At 69.0% G+C, this 14,638-nt stretch carries 16 protein-coding genes; 8 read left to right on the forward strand and 8 right to left on the reverse strand.

From position 1 onward, the window contains the following. The first annotated feature begins 110 nt into the window (after nucleotides 1-110). Both AB0E94_RS26135 and AB0E94_RS26140 read left to right on the forward strand, forming a co-directional pair. Nucleotides 111-524: a hypothetical protein gene (locus AB0E94_RS26135; RefSeq protein WP_360330690.1), complete on the forward strand. Its 414-nt coding sequence runs from the start codon at nucleotides 111-113 to the stop codon at nucleotides 522-524. 87 nt (nucleotides 525-611) lie between these two features. Beyond that, nucleotides 612-1,247 carry a hypothetical protein gene (locus tag AB0E94_RS26140; RefSeq protein ID WP_360330693.1) on the forward strand — a complete coding sequence of 212 codons (636 nt, stop codon included), beginning with the start codon at nucleotides 612-614 and terminating at the stop codon, nucleotides 1,245-1,247. Between the two features lie 239 nt (nucleotides 1,248-1,486). Here the strand turns inward: AB0E94_RS26140 and AB0E94_RS26145 are convergent, their stop codons facing one another. After that, nucleotides 1,487-1,861, reverse strand: coding sequence for a hypothetical protein (locus AB0E94_RS26145; RefSeq protein ID WP_360330696.1), 375 nt, complete (start codon nucleotides 1,859-1,861; stop codon nucleotides 1,487-1,489). A 62-nt stretch (nucleotides 1,862-1,923) separates the two neighbouring features. Here AB0E94_RS26145 and AB0E94_RS26150 point away from each other — a divergent pair, with 62 nt between their 5' ends. The 4 genes from AB0E94_RS26150 (at nucleotide 1,924) to AB0E94_RS26165 (ending at nucleotide 4,753) form a co-directional block, all read left to right on the forward strand. After that, nucleotides 1,924-2,412 (forward strand): Chromate resistance protein ChrB, encoded by a 489-nt coding sequence (locus tag AB0E94_RS26150; RefSeq protein ID WP_360330699.1) that lies wholly within the window; start codon nucleotides 1,924-1,926, stop codon nucleotides 2,410-2,412. After that, entirely contained in the window at nucleotides 2,409-2,840 is a 432-nt protein-coding gene (locus AB0E94_RS26155) for a chromate resistance protein ChrB domain-containing protein (protein WP_360330702.1), read from the forward strand. The genes AB0E94_RS26150 and AB0E94_RS26155 overlap by 4 nt, the downstream gene beginning before the upstream one ends. Then, the gene (gene chrA / locus AB0E94_RS26160) at nucleotides 2,837-4,213 is read left to right on the forward strand and encodes a chromate efflux transporter (protein WP_360330705.1); all 1,377 of its coding nucleotides are present in this window, start codon (nucleotides 2,837-2,839) and stop codon (nucleotides 4,211-4,213) included. Before AB0E94_RS26155 ends, chrA begins: the two co-directional genes overlap by 4 nt. A gap of 78 nt (nucleotides 4,214-4,291) precedes the next feature. Further along, a complete protein-coding gene (locus AB0E94_RS26165) occupies nucleotides 4,292-4,753 on the forward strand; it encodes a DUF427 domain-containing protein (protein WP_360330708.1) in 462 nt (153 codons plus the stop codon). A gap of 320 nt (nucleotides 4,754-5,073) precedes the next feature. Here the strand turns inward: AB0E94_RS26165 and AB0E94_RS26170 are convergent, their stop codons facing one another. Continuing rightward, nucleotides 5,074-6,441, reverse strand: a complete 1,368-nt coding sequence (locus AB0E94_RS26170) for a M14 family zinc carboxypeptidase (protein WP_360330711.1) — start codon at nucleotides 6,439-6,441, stop codon at nucleotides 5,074-5,076. Between the two features lie 221 nt (nucleotides 6,442-6,662). Between AB0E94_RS26170 and AB0E94_RS26175 the strand changes: the two genes are divergently transcribed. Then, a complete protein-coding gene (locus AB0E94_RS26175) occupies nucleotides 6,663-7,220 on the forward strand; it encodes a hypothetical protein (protein WP_360330714.1) in 558 nt (185 codons plus the stop codon). Nucleotides 7,221-7,312: 92 nt separating this feature from the next. Here AB0E94_RS26175 and dhaK read toward each other — a convergent pair whose 3' ends face one another. Genes dhaK through AB0E94_RS26200 form a run of 5 tightly spaced genes read right to left on the reverse strand, consistent with a single transcriptional unit; the run spans nucleotide 7,313 to nucleotide 11,346 of the window. Further along, nucleotides 7,313-8,308, reverse strand: coding sequence for a dihydroxyacetone kinase subunit DhaK (gene dhaK, locus AB0E94_RS26180; protein ID WP_360330717.1), 996 nt, complete (start codon nucleotides 8,306-8,308; stop codon nucleotides 7,313-7,315). Then, a complete protein-coding gene (dhaL, locus tag AB0E94_RS26185; protein WP_360330720.1) occupies nucleotides 8,305-8,943 on the reverse strand; it encodes a dihydroxyacetone kinase subunit DhaL in 639 nt (212 codons plus the stop codon). Before dhaL ends, dhaK begins: the two co-directional genes overlap by 4 nt. Next, entirely contained in the window at nucleotides 8,940-9,707 is a 768-nt protein-coding gene (locus tag AB0E94_RS26190; RefSeq protein WP_360330723.1) for an HAD-IA family hydrolase, read from the reverse strand. Before AB0E94_RS26190 ends, dhaL begins: the two co-directional genes overlap by 4 nt. A 5-nt stretch (nucleotides 9,708-9,712) precedes the next feature. Next, nucleotides 9,713-10,573: a class II fructose-bisphosphate aldolase gene (locus AB0E94_RS26195; RefSeq protein WP_360330726.1), complete on the reverse strand. Its 861-nt coding sequence runs from the start codon at nucleotides 10,571-10,573 to the stop codon at nucleotides 9,713-9,715. A 20-nt stretch (nucleotides 10,574-10,593) separates the two neighbouring features. Next, nucleotides 10,594-11,346 (reverse strand): LuxR C-terminal-related transcriptional regulator, encoded by a 753-nt coding sequence (locus tag AB0E94_RS26200; protein WP_360330729.1) that lies wholly within the window; start codon nucleotides 11,344-11,346, stop codon nucleotides 10,594-10,596. 149 nt (nucleotides 11,347-11,495) lie between these two features. On the opposite strand from AB0E94_RS26200, the gene AB0E94_RS26205 reads away from it, so the two are divergent. Further along, the gene (locus tag AB0E94_RS26205) at nucleotides 11,496-13,355 is read left to right on the forward strand and encodes a beta-propeller domain-containing protein (RefSeq protein ID WP_360330732.1); all 1,860 of its coding nucleotides are present in this window, start codon (nucleotides 11,496-11,498) and stop codon (nucleotides 13,353-13,355) included. Between the two features lie 32 nt (nucleotides 13,356-13,387). Here AB0E94_RS26205 and AB0E94_RS26210 read toward each other — a convergent pair whose 3' ends face one another. Then, nucleotides 13,388-14,410 (reverse strand): LacI family DNA-binding transcriptional regulator, encoded by a 1,023-nt coding sequence (locus tag AB0E94_RS26210; RefSeq protein ID WP_360330735.1) that lies wholly within the window; start codon nucleotides 14,408-14,410, stop codon nucleotides 13,388-13,390. Nucleotides 14,411-14,638 lie beyond the last annotated feature (228 nt).

Below are 14,638 nucleotides of genomic sequence, written 5' to 3' on the forward strand. Positions count from 1 at the left end.
ACAGGCTAAGACCGTTCAGCCTCGGTGGCCGGGAGAAAAGCGGTCCTCTTCCCGGTGAATTCACCCCACTTCGGCATCGGCTTTCCCGCGCATTTCCTACGATCGGTTTCATGCTGCTCAGCCGAAACAACAGGTCCGTCGGTCGCTTCATCCTTGCATCGGTGCTGGTAGCGACGCTGACCTCCGCCGGACTGGTGCCGGCCGCTCCGGCGCGGGCCGACTGCCGGGAATCGTCATGGATTCCGCAGACCTCACATTTCCAGTTCCGCAGCGCCGATGGCCGAAACACCATGCACGTGCAGTTGGGTATCGAGAATCGCCGTGACTTCTTGAGGGTCTGGATGGATTCCCGTCTCACCGGCGCCTATTTCCTGCCGGTCACCGTGATCCCGGGTCAGATCACGGCCCTGCACCGCACCAAGACGGTCTACGAGACGTGGATGGGAAAGGTGCAGCTGGTCACCAAGAATGTGCCCGTCGTGCAGGTGTGCGGGAGCGGCTGGGTGCCCGTGGTCTTCTCCTGACCGAGTGTCGCCGGATCTGGGCCGGCCGGCCAGTCCGGTGGGCAGCGGGATGCGTGGTGTCTCTACCCTGGGCCGGTGCTTCGCTCAGTGCCCGAGGTCGATGTCGTCAAGGACTGGCTCGACTACACGAACCTGGTCGTCGGTCTGGGAGGGCTCACCGCGGCACTCGTGGCGATCCTGCTGGCCCGTCGTGCGCAGCGTAGCGCCGATGTGGGCATCACCGAGGAGCGGCGCCGACTGTTCGAGCTGGAGATCCTGCGCGAGTTGATGCGGGATCTGGACGAGACGAGTCTTGTCGCCGAGGCGTATTGGAATCCACGGGTCCTGGAGATGTACGACTTGCGGTTGGGGCTGCTCACCTGCCGACTGAGCATGTGGGATGCCGTGATGGGGTCGGACGGCACGGCGGAGCTGCTCGGGTTGGCTGGTCTGGACTCACGTCATCGCGAATTGAAAGCTACCGGCGAAGCGCTGTCGAAGGCCGATGCGAAGATCCTGGCCCGGGACGGCGAATGGACTCACGACGAGGCATGGCAGGCCCGGACGAAGGTGAAGAGCGACATGCAGCTGAACCGCTCAGCGCTCGGTGATCTTCACGCCGAGGGGCATGCCTGGCTTCGTGACCGGCTGGCCTGGGATGTTCGTGAGGCGATTCAGGCGCGGGTCCGAGCCGGCGAACAGCCTCGTCTGTCCCGGTCCAAGCGCTGGTGGTACAGCGTTTAGCGGCCCCCTTCGGCTGAGAGACGCCGGTGCGGGGCGGCTTCCGCCGCGCGTCGACAGTGATGGTGAACCGGACGGCTGATGCCTCCCTTCCGGGTATCGACGTGAGCCGTTCGGATGTCACCGAGCGTGGCCGGGACCGCGCCGAGCGACGGCGGCCGAGCAGGCATGCTCCGCGGCTCGGCCGGACGCCGATCATCCGGATCGCTGCCGGGCGGCCGTCTACGAGTGGTCCGCGTCCTTCATGGCGGCGGTGCCAGGCTCGCGGCGAGGGCGTGCACGCGGTCGCGGATCTCGGCGCACATCTGCTGGTCGAAGGTCTGTTGCTTCAGTGTCCACCGCACGTCGGCGGGGAACCGGTCGTCGCCGTCGATGAGGACCAGCAGGTCCGCCTCCGGTACCGCCGACACCGGCCGGGGTGCCGCCTCATCCAGCAGGGGGCGCACCGGTGTGCCGGCGAGCAGCCGCGCGGCGTGCACGCTCACCTCGGTCTGCGGCTGGAGGCCGGCCGACGACGCGGTCCAGCCAGGAAGCCGTAGGCCGTCGAACCAGGCTGCCGCGATCCGGCTCTTGCCCGCACCGTGCGCACATACGAACAGGACCGTCCGTTCCCCCATCGTCACCACCCACCTTCGAAGACGCCTTCCAATGCCAGCGTAACCGTGGTTACAGTGTGCAGGTGGAACGGGTGGAGAAGACCGGACAATGGGTGCTGCTGTCGTACCGGATCCCGAGGGAGCCGTCGCAGCCGCGCATCGCGGTGTGGCGCAAGCTGGAGCGCCTCGGCGTGGCCCGCCTCGGCGACGGGCTGATCGCCCTGCCCGCCGACGACCGCACCAGGGAACAACTCGACTGGGTCGCCGAAGAGATCGTCGACAACGGCGGCACCGCGATGATCTGGATCGCAACACCCGGCGACCGCACCCAGGAAGACGCCGTCGTCGACGGCATGCGCGCGGCCCGCGCCGCCGAGTACCGTGCGGTGATCGACCAAGCCGCGACGGCGCCCGCCGACGACGCCGAACGCTCCCGCCTGATCCGCAGGCTGCGCGGCGAGCTGCGCCGCATCACCGACCGTGACTACTTCCCGCCCGCCGAACGCGAGGCCGCGCGCATCGCGGTGCAGGCGCTGGCAGACCGCGACGCCACCGTGGGGGAGAGGGCATGAAATGGGCGACCCGTGCCGGCGTGCACATCGACCGGGCCGCGTGCGCGTGGCTGATCCGCACGCACATCGACCCGGCTGCGGAGTTCCTGTTCGTCGACGACCGCTCCGCGGTCCCCGCCGACGCGACACCGTTCGACATGCGCGGTGCCGAACTCGGCCACCACAAAGGTGACTGTTCGTTCGAAACGATCCTGCGACGGTACGAGCTACACGACCCGGTCCTGTGGAAGATCGCCGAGATCGTGCACGAGGCCGACCTGGCCGACGAGCGCTACGACGCGCCCGAGGGCACCGGCTTCGACGTGATGCTGCGCGGGCTGTCGATGACCTGCGACGACGACAACGTCCTCGCGGTCAGCGGCCTGATCTTCGACGGGCTCTACGAGTACCAGCGCCGCGCCGTGCTGTTGAACAGGACCCCCGGATGAGCCAGTCGGTCGGCGAGACCCGTGACGTCGTCCCGTTCCGGCAGGCGGTGCGGGCCTGGTTCGGCATCTCGCTGCAGACCTTCGGTGGCCCGGCCGGGCAGATCGCGGTCATGCAGCGGCACCTGGTCGACGAGCGCCGCTGGATCGGTCAGCGCCGGTTCCTGCACGCGCTGAACTACTGCATGCTGCTGCCCGGCCCGGAGGCCCAGCAGTTGGCGATCTACGTCGGCTGGCTGGTCAACGGCATGCGCGGCGGCCTGGTCGCGGGCACCCTGTTCGTGCTCCCGGGCGTGGTCGCGCTGCTCGTGTTGTCCGCGATCTACGTCGGGTTCGGTGACACCACGGTCGTGACGGCACTGTTCGCCGGACTCGCCCCGGCGGTGGTGGCGGTCGTCGTGCAGGCGGTGTGGCGGGTCGCGGGCCGCGCGTTGTCCAGCCGCACGCTGATCGCCTTCGCCGTTCTCGCGTTTCTGTCGCTGGCGGTGTTCGCGGTGCCGTTTCCGGTGGTCGTGGTGTTGGCCGCGCTGGCCGGCTGGGCGCTGCACCGGTGGCGGCCGGCGTTGGTCGAAAGTTCGGGTGGCCACGGTACGGCCAAGACCGGCCCCGAGCCGCTGATCTCCGACGACGCGCTGCATCACGACCAGCCGTCCGGCCGCCGGACCGCGACGATCCTGGCGATCGGGCTGGTTGTCTGGTTCCTCCCGGTGGCGCTGTTCGTCGTGTTCACCGGCTCCTACAGCGTCTACACCCAGCAGGGTCTGTTCTTCTCCGGCACCGCGGTGGTCACGTTCGGCGGCGCCTACGCGGTCCTCGCGTTCGTCGCGCAGCGCGCCGTCGAGCAGTACGCGTTGCTGTCGGCCGGTGACATGGTCCGCGGACTGGCCCTGGCCGAGTCGACGCCGGGGCCGCTGATCATGGTGGTGCAGTTCGTCGCCTTCCTCGGCGCCTACGGCAACCCCGGCAGCCTGGACCCGTGGGTGGCCGGTGTCGCCGCGTCGCTGCTGACCACCTGGGTGACGTTCGTGCCCTGCTTCCTGTTCATCCTGCTCGGCGCCCCCTACGTGGAACGGCTGCGCGGTAACCCGTCACTGTCGGCGGCGCTGACCGGCATCACCGCTGCGGTCGTCGGAGTCATCGCCAACCTCGGCCTCTACTTCGCGGTGCACACCCTGTTCAGTCAGGTGCACGAGGTCGATGCAGGGCCGGTGCACATGACCCTGCCCGACCTCGGCGCCGTGCGGCCCGTACCCCTGCTGATCGCCGTTGTCGCCTCGGTTTTGATCTTCTGGCGCAAATGGTCGGTGCTGCGGGTGCTCGGCGTCTGCGCCGGACTGGGCCTGATCGCCGGGCTGGCCGGCCTTCCCGGAATGTGACGCACCTCGGCGAACTCCGGGACGTTCCAGGCCGCAGACTTTGGTGCGCGGCGCGTGGGGAGCCGTCAAGCTGGACCGATGGAGTCGGTCTGGGACTATCCGCGCCCGCCGCGGGTCGAACGCACCACGGTCCGGGTGACCATCGTGAACTCGGGTCTGGTGGTCGCCGACAGTGTCCGCTGCCTGCGGGTGCTGGAGACCTCACATCCGCCGGTCTTCTACGTGCCGCGCGACGACATCGCTGACGGCGTCCTCGAGGCCGCGGCCGGCCACTCGTACTGCGAGTTCAAGGGCGTCGCCACCTACTGGGACCTCGTCGTCGGCGAGATCCGGGTGCCGCGGGCCGGCTGGTCCTACGAACGTCCCGCACCCGGGTACGATGAGTTGACCTCGGCCGTGGCCTTCTATCCGAGCCGCGTGGGCGAGTGCCGGGTCGGCGGCGAACTCGTCCGCCCGCAGGAGGGCGACTTCTACGGCGGTTGGATAACCGCCGACATCACCGGCCCGTTCAAGGGTGGCCCCGGAACGACAGGGTGGTGACAGGAGCGGCTGTCAACCATCGTGTGCCGCAACGGCACTGCGCCGAGGCGGCCGCCGGTTCAGGAGTCGTACAACTCGACCGCGGACGAGTGTTCCGGTATCTCCTGGTCGGCTCACCTGGCACGCCTGGCCGGGTTCGGGCAGCTGGGTGCAGATGCCGAACAACCGGATCCGGGCCGGCGAGGATGCCCAGGCAGGCGACGCCGGCGGAGACGGCGTAGATGTGGCCGGACGACCAGTCGGCAATGGCATCGCACACCGAGGGGCCGCTGCCTTGGTCGTGATGCCAGGACAGCGGCCCCCGGTGGATGGTGGTGGTGTCAGCTACCGGTCGGGTACGGCTTGGCGGCCGCTGTCCCCAGGGTCATGAAGGCGGGCAGGTTGCGACTCCAGAAAGACGCCATGCAGCTGTACGCGGGGAAGAACCCACTGCACGAGGAGCTGCTGGGACCGACCTCGATCGTGTACCCGGGCACCCCCAGCGTCCCGTAGATCCAATCGTCGGTGGCACCCGGCGCGAAGTAGTTCAGACCACCGTCGCCGTGCACGACCGTGTACCTGTTGGACTTGGCCATGTTCGTGGCGATCGTCTTGAGATCGGTGTTGTTCGGCGCGAGCGAGTTCGTCCAGCCGTACGGGTAGATATTCAGTTCGGCGTAACTGTGCAGCGTGAGGAAGGTGCCGGTGGTGGCGGTCGTCGCCGCCGAGAAGTCAGCGGCCGGCTTGGTGTCGCGGTAGATGCTCGCCAGGAAGCTCTGAATGGCCCGCGTCTCCGGCTCACTCCCGGCACTCGCACCGGGATAGGTCTCGGTGCACTTGGTGCCCTGGTTGACGTCCCAGTGGTAACTCGAGTTCCGGTTGAGGTCGACCCCGAGCCCGGTGCCCGAGCACCCGTTGTCATGGGCGTTCTTGCGCTGGGAGACGGGCCGCGTCGAGTTGGAGGAGACGATGTCGACGCCGTCCGGGTTGGCGATCGGGATGACCCACAGCTCGGTCGTGTCCATCAGCGTCGTCACAGCAGCGACCTTGCCGTAGTTGGCCACCAGGTAGTCGATCCACATGTACGCGAGCTCACCGGTGGCCAGTTCGCGCGCGTGCATCTGGGCCATCAGCGTGAACTTCGGTTTCGAGCCGGTGGTGCTCAGCGCGCAGTCACCGGTGGTGATCTTCGTGATGCACAGGGCCTGGATGTCGTGACCGCCCCGGTTCTGGGTCTTCAGCCATGACTGGCCGATGGTCTTCAGGGCCGCCAGGTCGGGGTGGGCCGTCACGACCTGCTGGTTGTGGGTCTCGTGCGCGGCCGCGGTGTGATAGCCGCCGTAGTAGGTGTCGGCAGCGGCCTGCACTGACACCGGCACCGGCTGGTAGAGCGGTCCGGTGTACCGCACGCTCAAGCCGTCTCCTCGCAGCCGCCGGGCTTGAGCCACGGTCGCCAGGATCGGCACCCCGTCTCGCGACAGGCCCTCCATGACGTCGTAGCCGCGCTTGCTGAGGTCGTCGGCCAGCTCACCCACGGCAGTCGCGGGCGAGGCCACCATCCAGTAGCCCGGTTCGCCGGTGTCCGGGCCGGCCGCGGTCGCGCTGCCGGGCATCATGAGCCCCGCAGAGATCAGCAGGAGCATCGTGGTCGTCACTGCGGCCAGCAGCCGGCGCGCCCGTGATCGCCGGAAATGCGGGAACCTGGTCATCGGCACCTCAGTCAGGGGATGGCCGGTGTCACCGTGCACCGACCGCTACCGATTCACGTTCATCGATGCATCTGAAGGCGTCAACATGCCGAGATGGTCATATTTGTGCAGCAACGTGCCAGCGCCATCATTCGACGCCTGGTTGCGCGCGTCCGCTCACCGACGGTGAATGTTTGCGCGATCATGTGGCAATCAAGATCAAACCGGTTAGCATGCGCCCCGTGACCACACCGGAAGACATCCTCGCCACCACCGCCTGGGGGGATCTGGAAGACGCCTACGGTTCCGCGGAGGACCTGCCCGGCCTGTTGCAGCCGCTCCTCAACGGGGAGACGGCCGACTTCGCCGCGGCCATGCACACCCTGACCTGGAACCTGACCCACCAGGGCAACCTCTACTCGGCCACCCTGCCGGCCGCGCGCTACGTCGCCGCCGTCCTGACCGATCCGCGCACCAAGATGGGCAAGGCGGCCATGCTGAGCTGGCTGAACGTGCTCGCCGGCAGCGCCATCGAGTTCGAGGAATTCGACAACGAGCCCGACGCCGACGCCGTCCGCGAGGCGATCCCGTCCTTCTATCCGGCGGTCGCCGCCAACTTCGAACACACCAACCCGCTGGTACGGGTAGCCGCCCGCCGCGCCGCGCTCACCATGCTCGACCGCCCCGGCCTGGAGCACGAGCGCGCCGCAGCGGCCCCGCACCTGCTCGCCGAGCCCGAACTGCTGACCGACTCCGAACAGGGCGTGGTCCGCGCCGCCGTCGCCGGGTGGGAGGCCTGAGCCAGGGCCGCGCGGTGGGCGTCCGGTAGGCGGTCGTGACCGCCTACCGGAGGAGCGGTCCAGCTCTTGACGCGGCGTTCGGTCGCCGAAACTCAGAAGATCCGGATGGCGGCCTCGGCGGGTGCCGCGAGCAGGTCCTCGATCTCGTCATCGAGGCGTACGAGGGTGATCGAGGCCCCGGCCATGTCCAGGGAGGTGCAGTATTCGTTGACGTAGCTGCGCCCGATCGTGATCCCTCGCTCGGCCAGCCGCTGATGTGCTCGCCGGAACAGGATGTAGAGCTCACTGATCGGTGTCCCGCCCAACCCGTTGATCATCACCGCGACCCGGTCCCCCGATTCGTACGGCAGGTCGGTCACCACCGCGTCGAGCAGGTCGTCGGCGAGCTGATCGGCCGGGGCAAGCTTGCGCCGCTCCCGGCCGGGTTCGCCGTGGATCCCGACACCGAACTCGATCTCGTCGCCGCCCAGTTCGAACAGCGGCGTGCCCTTGGCCGGCGGGGTGCACGCGGTCAGCCCGACACCCATCGTCCTGGTCACGTCGTTGACCTTGCGGCCGATGCGCAGCAGTTCGTCCAGGTCGGCTCCCCGCTCGGCGGCCGCGCCGACGCTCTTGATGACGAAGAAGTTGCCGGCGACCCCGCGGCGTCCGACGGTGTAGAGGGAGTCCTGGACGGCGACGTCGTCGTTGACGGTCAGGATCTCGCAGCGGATGCCGTCCGCCTCGGCCATCTCCTTGCCCATGTCGAACGCCATCCGGTCGCCGGTGTAGTTGTTGACCAGCAACAGGACACCGTGCGGGGAGGCGAGCAGTTTCGCGGTCTCGTACACGTAGTCCATCGGTGGTGCCGCGAACACGTCACCGGGGCAGGCCGCGTCGAGCATTCCCCGGCCGACGGCCATCACGTGGGCGGGTTCATGACCTGACCCGGACCCTTGGACGATCGACACCTTGTTCTCGTACGGCGCGCCGGCTCGCATGATCAGGTTGTAGGCGGGGATGTAACGCAGGGTGTCCGGGTTGGCCAGGGCGATGCCTTCCAGCATCTCCGGGACGAAGTTCTTCGGATCGTTGACGAATTTCTTCACGACGTCTCTCCGTTCTGCCAGGTCTCGCTGATCCGTTCGGCGATGACGGCCACGGCTATCGCGCCGGCGTCGGCCGAACCCCTGCTGCGCTCGCCGGTGTACGCCGCGCGCCCTCGCTTGGCGACCATGCCGCTGGTGGCGTCGGCTGCCTCCCGGGCGGTGCCCGCGGCGGCCCGGATCGCCTCCCGCGGGCTCGCGCCGTTGCCGATCTCGGTCTCCAGGCGGTCGGTCATCGGCACCAGCGCGTCGAGCAGTGTCTTGTCGCCGACGTCCGACTGGCCGCGGGCCTTGATGCCGTCGGCGGCGGCCCGCAACATCGCGACGACCTGCGGCCCGGTCGGGTCCTTCACGCCTGCGGCGGTGGCTCCGGCGCGCAGGAAGGCGGTGCCCCAGATCGGCCCGGAGGTTCCGCCGATCCGGGAGGCGATCACCATTCCGGTACGTTTGAGGAATGTCCCGGTGTCGGTCCGGTCCAGGTCGTCCCAGCCTTCGAGGAGTTTCTCGAAGCCGCGGGCCAGGGAGTATCCGAAGTCGCCGTCGCCGACCACCGCGTCCAGGTCGCCGAAGTACCTCTCGTTGGCGATGGCGGTCTCGGCGATCGTGCGGACCACCTGTTCGGTCGCCTCGATGCTCATCGTGGTCCCTCCAGGCAGGCGCGCAGGTCGTCGAGGGTGAGATGGTCGCCGGGCCGGGCCGGTCCGCGGTTGGCGAGGATCTCGATCGGCGGGCGGCCGGGGTCGCCGAGTTCCGAGACGACCAGGACGGCTTCGGAGAAGTCCTGGTCGCGGGTGTATCCGTTGACGGTCACCAGGCAGCGCAGCCCGGCGCCGGTCGCGGCCAGCAGCCCGTTGCGGGAGTCCTCGACGACCAGCGTGTCGTTCTCGTCCAGGCCGAGACGGTCGACGGCCAGCCGGTAGATGGCCGGGTCGGGCTTCTTCGCCGGCACCACGTCGCCGGCGAAAACCGGCGCCCGTTGCGCGGTGGCGGCGCCGACCGCGCTCTCCAGCACCGCGCGCACCGAGGCCTCCGCGGAGGTGGACGCGACCGCGACGATCCAGCCCGCGTCAAGCGCCGCGGGGATCAGCCGGGCGATGCCCGGCCGGGCGGGGATGCGACCTTCGGCGACGAGTCTGCGGAACGTCCGGGTCTTCGCCTCATGCCATTTCAAGAGTGCTTCGGTACGGTCGCGGCCGCGCAGCACGGAAGCGAAGGCGGGTTCGTCGAACAGGCTGGCCATCCGCTCCTTGCCGCCGCTGATCGTGAGCTTGTCGCCGTACTCCCGCTCGGTCCATCGCACCGGGAGGCCGAACTGCTCGAAGGTGGCGTTGAAGGCCGGCAGATGGCCGTGTCGTTCGGTGTCGGCCAGCACTCCGTCGCAGTCGAAGATGATCGCGGTCATCGCCGTCACCAGGCCTTGCCGGAGCCGCCGAACAGGCGGATGTGCCGGCCGGCCATCTGCATGACGGCGGCCCGTTGGTGGCGGAACAGTGCCGGCGGGTCCCACTTGTCGCGGTCGGCGGCCGCGCGCAGGTGTTCGAGGCCGGCTTTGAGGTAGCTCTCCTTGAGCGCCGTCGAGATGTTGACCTTGGCGCATCCGCGGGCGATGAGGTCGGTGAACTGCTCGTCGGACAGTCCGGTTCCGCCGTGCAGCGCCATCGGCACCCCGGTCGCCGCGACCAGGTCGCTGACCCGCTGCCCGTCCAGCCGGGGCGCCTGCCGGTACTGGCCGTGGGCGTTGCCGATGGCCGGGGCGAAACAGTCGACGCCGGTCTGCTTGATGAAGTCGACGGCGACCTCAAGGGACTGGATCGTGGCAGCCGCGTCGGAGCCGATGCCGTCCTCGACACCCTGGATGCCCTCGATCTCACCTTCGACGTGGGCGCCCGTGCGGCGGGCTTCGGCGACGACCTCGATGGTCTGGCGCAGGTTCTCGGCGACGTTCAGTTCGTGGGCGTCGAAGAGCACCGAGTTCCAGCCGCCGGCCAGGCAGTCGGAGATCACCGCACGGTCGGGGCAGTGGTCCAGGTGCAGGGTGACCGGCACGTCGACGTCACGCAGCAGCGCCCGGACGATGTCGTGGAGCTGGCTGCGGCCGTACATCTGGACGGTCTTGACCGAGGTTTGCAGGATGACCGGTGCCCGTTCCTCGACGGCTGCCGCGAGAACCGCTTCGATGGTGAGGTCGTTGACGATGTTGAAAGCGGCGACACCGTAACGCTCGGCCAGGGCGCGGTCGAGGATGTCCTTCATGGGCACGACGGGCATGCACCCAGTCAAGCCAAGGTTCACCCGGCCGCGGTATGGGGTGTTTCCCCCAGGCCGGTCGTCAGCCAGCCGCAGTCGAGTGCGGTCACCACCGCCGCGGTGCGGTTGGAGGTGCCGGTCTTGCGCATGATCGCGCCGACGTGTTTCTCCACCGTCTTCGGCGACAGCCTGAGCCGGGTCGCGATGGCCCGGTAGGTGAGGCCCTGCCGGAGCAGTTCGAGCACCTCCAGTTCCCGGGCGGTGAACGGGTCCGAGCGCAGCAGACGCAGCACTGTGGCCAGCGGCGCGCCGGGCTGTCCGGTGCGGACGATCGCCGCGGCGGCGGTCTGGGTCAGCGTCTCCAGGTCGTCGACGTCGCGGCTGGAGAACGAGCCGTCCCGGGGTGCGAAGGTGACACTGACCGCGATCATCTCACCGCGCCACCAGATCGGCACCGCGGCGGCCGGCCCACGACGGGCCGGATCGGTGCCGGCCAGGTGGCCGGTGCGCAGCTGGCCGTACTCGGGGATGACCACGGGCCGCCGGCTGCCGAACGCCCGCCCGGTGGCGCCCTCGTCGAGGGGGAACGTGTCGCCGAGCCGGCACCGGGATCCGTATTCGGCGGCTTTGGTGTAGCGGCCGGCGGCGGTGTCGATCATCGAGACGCTGCCCGCGGTGGAGCCGGTGAGACGCGTCGTGTGGTGTAGCAGCCGCAGCAGGACGGCGTCGAGTCGCAGGTCGCCGTAGACGTCGGCGACCGCCTCGGCCAGCCGGAACTCGTCGCGGGTGGACACCATTCGAACATAGGTCCCAGCTGCCCGGCCCCGGAAGACATGCCGTCACAGATGTTTCCAATACATTTCACAAACAGATCCGCCGGCGGCCCGATGCGGTCGCCGGATCAGCGTGGAACCAAGACCCCGGTGCGCGGCGTCACACCCTCATGCGACGCCATCTGATCCTGTGTGCGGCCCTCGCCCTCACCGTCCCGCTCGCCGGCTGCACGGACGCCCCCGAACCGCGGCCCACGGCGTCCCCCTCCACCGCAACGGCCATGCGCCTGGTGGCGTTCGACTCGTGCGATCAGCTGTTCGCTGATCTGCGCCGGGCGGCGAAGGCCAGCGTCGGACCGTACGGATTCAGCGGCGGCGGCAGGCCCGAGCTTCTCGACGGGGCTGTCCGGGCCGCGCAGGGCGAAGCGAGCAGGATGTCCAGCGACGCAGCGCCGGCGTTCTCCGGCACCAACGTGCACGAGACGGCCGCGGACGAGCCGGACCTGGTCAAGACCGACGGCCGGCGGATCGTCACCGTCAGCCAGGGTGTGCTGCGGGTGGTGGACGTGGCCACCCGCAAGGAGACCGGCCGGGTCGACCTGGGCGTCCAGAACGCGGGCCAGCTCCAACTGTTGCTCACCGGCGATTCCGCCCTCGTACTCGTGCCGGCCGGTTATCAGCGCGGCTTCGTCGGCAACCCGGCCGAGATCGCCGACGGTCCCCAACTGCTGCTCGTCGACCTGTCCGGCCCGCCGACGATCGCCAGCCGATACCAGGGCGAAGGCCAACTGGTCGACGCCCGGATGACCGGCGCCACCGCACGGATCGTGCTGCGCACGACGCCCCGGATCCAGTTCCCCGACCTGCCCACCGTCTCGGACGAGAAGCAGCGCATCGCCAAGAACCGCGACGCGATCGACAGCGCCTCCGCGGACGCGTGGCTGCCTCGCTGGCAGGTGACCGACGGCGCGGTGACCACCACCGGCAAGGCCGACTGCGGCCGGGTCAGCCGGCCCACCGAGTATTCCGGCGGTTCGCTCGTCAGCATCCTGACCTTCGACCTGGCCCGGTCTACCCTCGGCGGCGGTGACCCGGTCACCGTCGCCGCCGACGGCGACACCGTGTACGCGACGGCGACCAGCCTCTACCTCGCCAGTGACCAGCGCTGGCGGTTCGAATCCTTCGCCGGCCGGGTTGCGCGGCCCGCACGCGAGGAGACGGAGCTCTACAAGTTCACGTTCGAGGGTAACCAGCCGCCGGTCTACCGGGCGGCCGGGACCGTACCCGGCTACCTGATCAACCAGTACGCGCTGTCGGAATGGGAGACCCGTCTTCGGGTCGCCACCACCGACCCGAAAACCGATCGATCCGCGGTACGGGTGCTGACCGAACAGAACGGCGAACTCACGCAGACGGGCATCGTCGACGGGCTCGGCAAGGGTGAACGGATCTACTCGGTGCGGTTCGTCGGCGCACGTGGCTACGTCGTCACGTTCCGGCAGACCGACCCGCTCTACAGCCTGGATCTCAGCGATCCGGCGAAACCGGCGGTGACCGGCGAACTCAAGATCACCGGCTACTCCGCGCACCTGCAGCCCGTCGGTGTGGACCGGCTGATCGGCATCGGGCAGGAAGCGGACGGCGACGGCCGCACCCAGGGCACCCAGGTGTCGCTCTTCGACGTCTCGGACCCGGCGAACCCCCGGCGGCTGGCGCGATACCAGATCCCCGGCGGCCACTCGGACGCCGAGTACGACCCGCACGCACTGCTCTGGTGGCCCGCCTCGAACCTGCTGGTCACACCGGTGTCGACCTGGAACGGACGGGACTCGAAGAGCGTGGCCCTCGGGCTGCGGGTGACCGACGACATCCAGCCGGCTGGCGAGGTCTCCCATCCCACGGCCACGGGCTACCCGTCGATGATCCAGCGTTCGCTGGTCGCCGGGAACGTCCTGTGGACCCTGTCCGACGCCGGTCTGCAGGCCTCCGACCTGTCCACGATGACCCGGCTGGCCTGGCTGGCCAACTAGCGCCCTGACAAAAGACGCCGGGGGGAGTCAGTTCAGGTCGGTGGCGGGCCCGTCGAGTTGCGAACGATGATGCGGTGTTGGTGTGTTTGCGGCGCGGCTGGTACGTGGTCGGGATCGGCGAGGAAAGCGGTCAGGTAGTGCAGGCCGTTTTCGGCGAGTTCGGCGTTGTCGGTGCTCACGGTGGTCAGGGGCGGTGTCACGTGCGCTGCCAGCGGGATGTCGTCGAACCCGGCGACGCTCACGTCGCCGGGCACCTGGCGGCCTGCCTCGTGCAGCGCGTGGATCGCACCGATCGCCATGTCGTCATTGGCTGCGAAGATCGCGGTGACGTCGGGATCGCGGGCGAGTTCACGGCCGAGTTCATAGCCGCTGCGTGGTGTCCAGTCGCCGGTGAGCGCCTGCGGGACGGCCGCGTTCGTGGCGGTGAGAGCTTCGTGCCAGCTCCGCTGCCGTTCCCGTGCCGCCCACCAGCGCTGAGGCCCGGCGATGTGGTGCACGGTGCGATGTCCGAGTGCGAGTAGGTGCCGTGTCACCTCGGTGGCAGCGGCGCCACCCTCCGCGGCGGGCATGGACAACACGGTGGGGGCTTGCACGCTCGGTGCGCCGCCGAGTGTGAGCACCGGTACGTCGACGGTGATCGGAGCCTCGCCGTCGTCGATCGGCTCGGACAGGATGATGGCGTCGACGCCTTGGACGAGCAGGTTGTCGACGGCGGCCTTGATTCCGCTGGCGTCGTCGTCGAACGAGTTGGCGACGATCAGCGAATAGTTTGCCCGTCGTGCGGCCCGTTCCAGCGCCACCAGCAACGACGAAGGCCCGTAGTGGGCTGTGCTGAGCGACACCACGCCGATCCGGTCGTGCCGGCCGGTGAGCAGTGCGCGCGCCGCGCCGTTTGGGCGGTAGCCGAGCTGCTGAGCTGCGGCGAGTACGCGCGTGCGGGTTTCCTCGGTGACGCTGGGCTCGTTGTTGAAGACTCGCGAGACCGTCTTCTGTGAGACGCCGGCCAGTAGGGCGACGGCGGTGCCGGAAGGCGGGCGTTTGCCGGCATCGACCATTTCGCGCTCCCCGCACCCACCGATGACTACCTAGTCTTGACGCTCAATGTCAGCGTACGTGTGGTCGTGGCGTCAAGTGCGGGTGGCGGTGAACGCCGGTGACCCGCCCGACAAGTGCCCGCAACGCCACCGTCACAAAGTCGCCCGCAAACCCTTGACGTAGGACCCGCGACTACGTAGACATAGCGACTACGTAGTCATCGTGGGGGTGGGACAATGACGGACCCG

Source organism: Actinoplanes sp. NPDC026670 (assembly GCF_040638175.1).
Classification (GTDB): Bacteria; Actinomycetota; Actinomycetes; order Mycobacteriales; family Micromonosporaceae; genus Actinoplanes.

What these genes read in the sequence shown, in the direction of transcription:
- AB0E94_RS26205 (WP_360330732.1), top strand. Translation starts at nt 11,496, where the DNA reads ATGCGACGCCATCTGATCCTGTGTGCGGCCCTCGCCCTCACCGTCCCG.
- AB0E94_RS26190 (WP_360330723.1), bottom strand. Translation starts at nt 9,707, where the DNA reads ATGACCGCGATCATCTTCGACTGCGACGGAGTGCTGGCCGACACCGAA.
- AB0E94_RS26210 (WP_360330735.1), bottom strand. Translation starts at nt 14,410, where the DNA reads ATGGTCGATGCCGGCAAACGCCCGCCTTCCGGCACCGCCGTCGCCCTA.
- AB0E94_RS26155 (WP_360330702.1), top strand. Translation starts at nt 2,409, where the DNA reads ATGAAATGGGCGACCCGTGCCGGCGTGCACATCGACCGGGCCGCGTGC.
- AB0E94_RS26165 (WP_360330708.1), top strand. Translation starts at nt 4,292, where the DNA reads ATGGAGTCGGTCTGGGACTATCCGCGCCCGCCGCGGGTCGAACGCACC.
- AB0E94_RS26195 (WP_360330726.1), bottom strand. Translation starts at nt 10,573, where the DNA reads ATGCCCGTCGTGCCCATGAAGGACATCCTCGACCGCGCCCTGGCCGAG.
- AB0E94_RS26135 (WP_360330690.1), top strand. Translation starts at nt 111, where the DNA reads ATGCTGCTCAGCCGAAACAACAGGTCCGTCGGTCGCTTCATCCTTGCA.
- AB0E94_RS26170 (WP_360330711.1), bottom strand. Translation starts at nt 6,441, where the DNA reads ATGACCAGGTTCCCGCATTTCCGGCGATCACGGGCGCGCCGGCTGCTG.
- chrA (WP_360330705.1), top strand. Translation starts at nt 2,837, where the DNA reads ATGAGCCAGTCGGTCGGCGAGACCCGTGACGTCGTCCCGTTCCGGCAG.
- dhaL (WP_360330720.1), bottom strand. Translation starts at nt 8,943, where the DNA reads ATGAGCATCGAGGCGACCGAACAGGTGGTCCGCACGATCGCCGAGACC.
- AB0E94_RS26145 (WP_360330696.1), bottom strand. Translation starts at nt 1,861, where the DNA reads ATGGGGGAACGGACGGTCCTGTTCGTATGTGCGCACGGTGCGGGCAAG.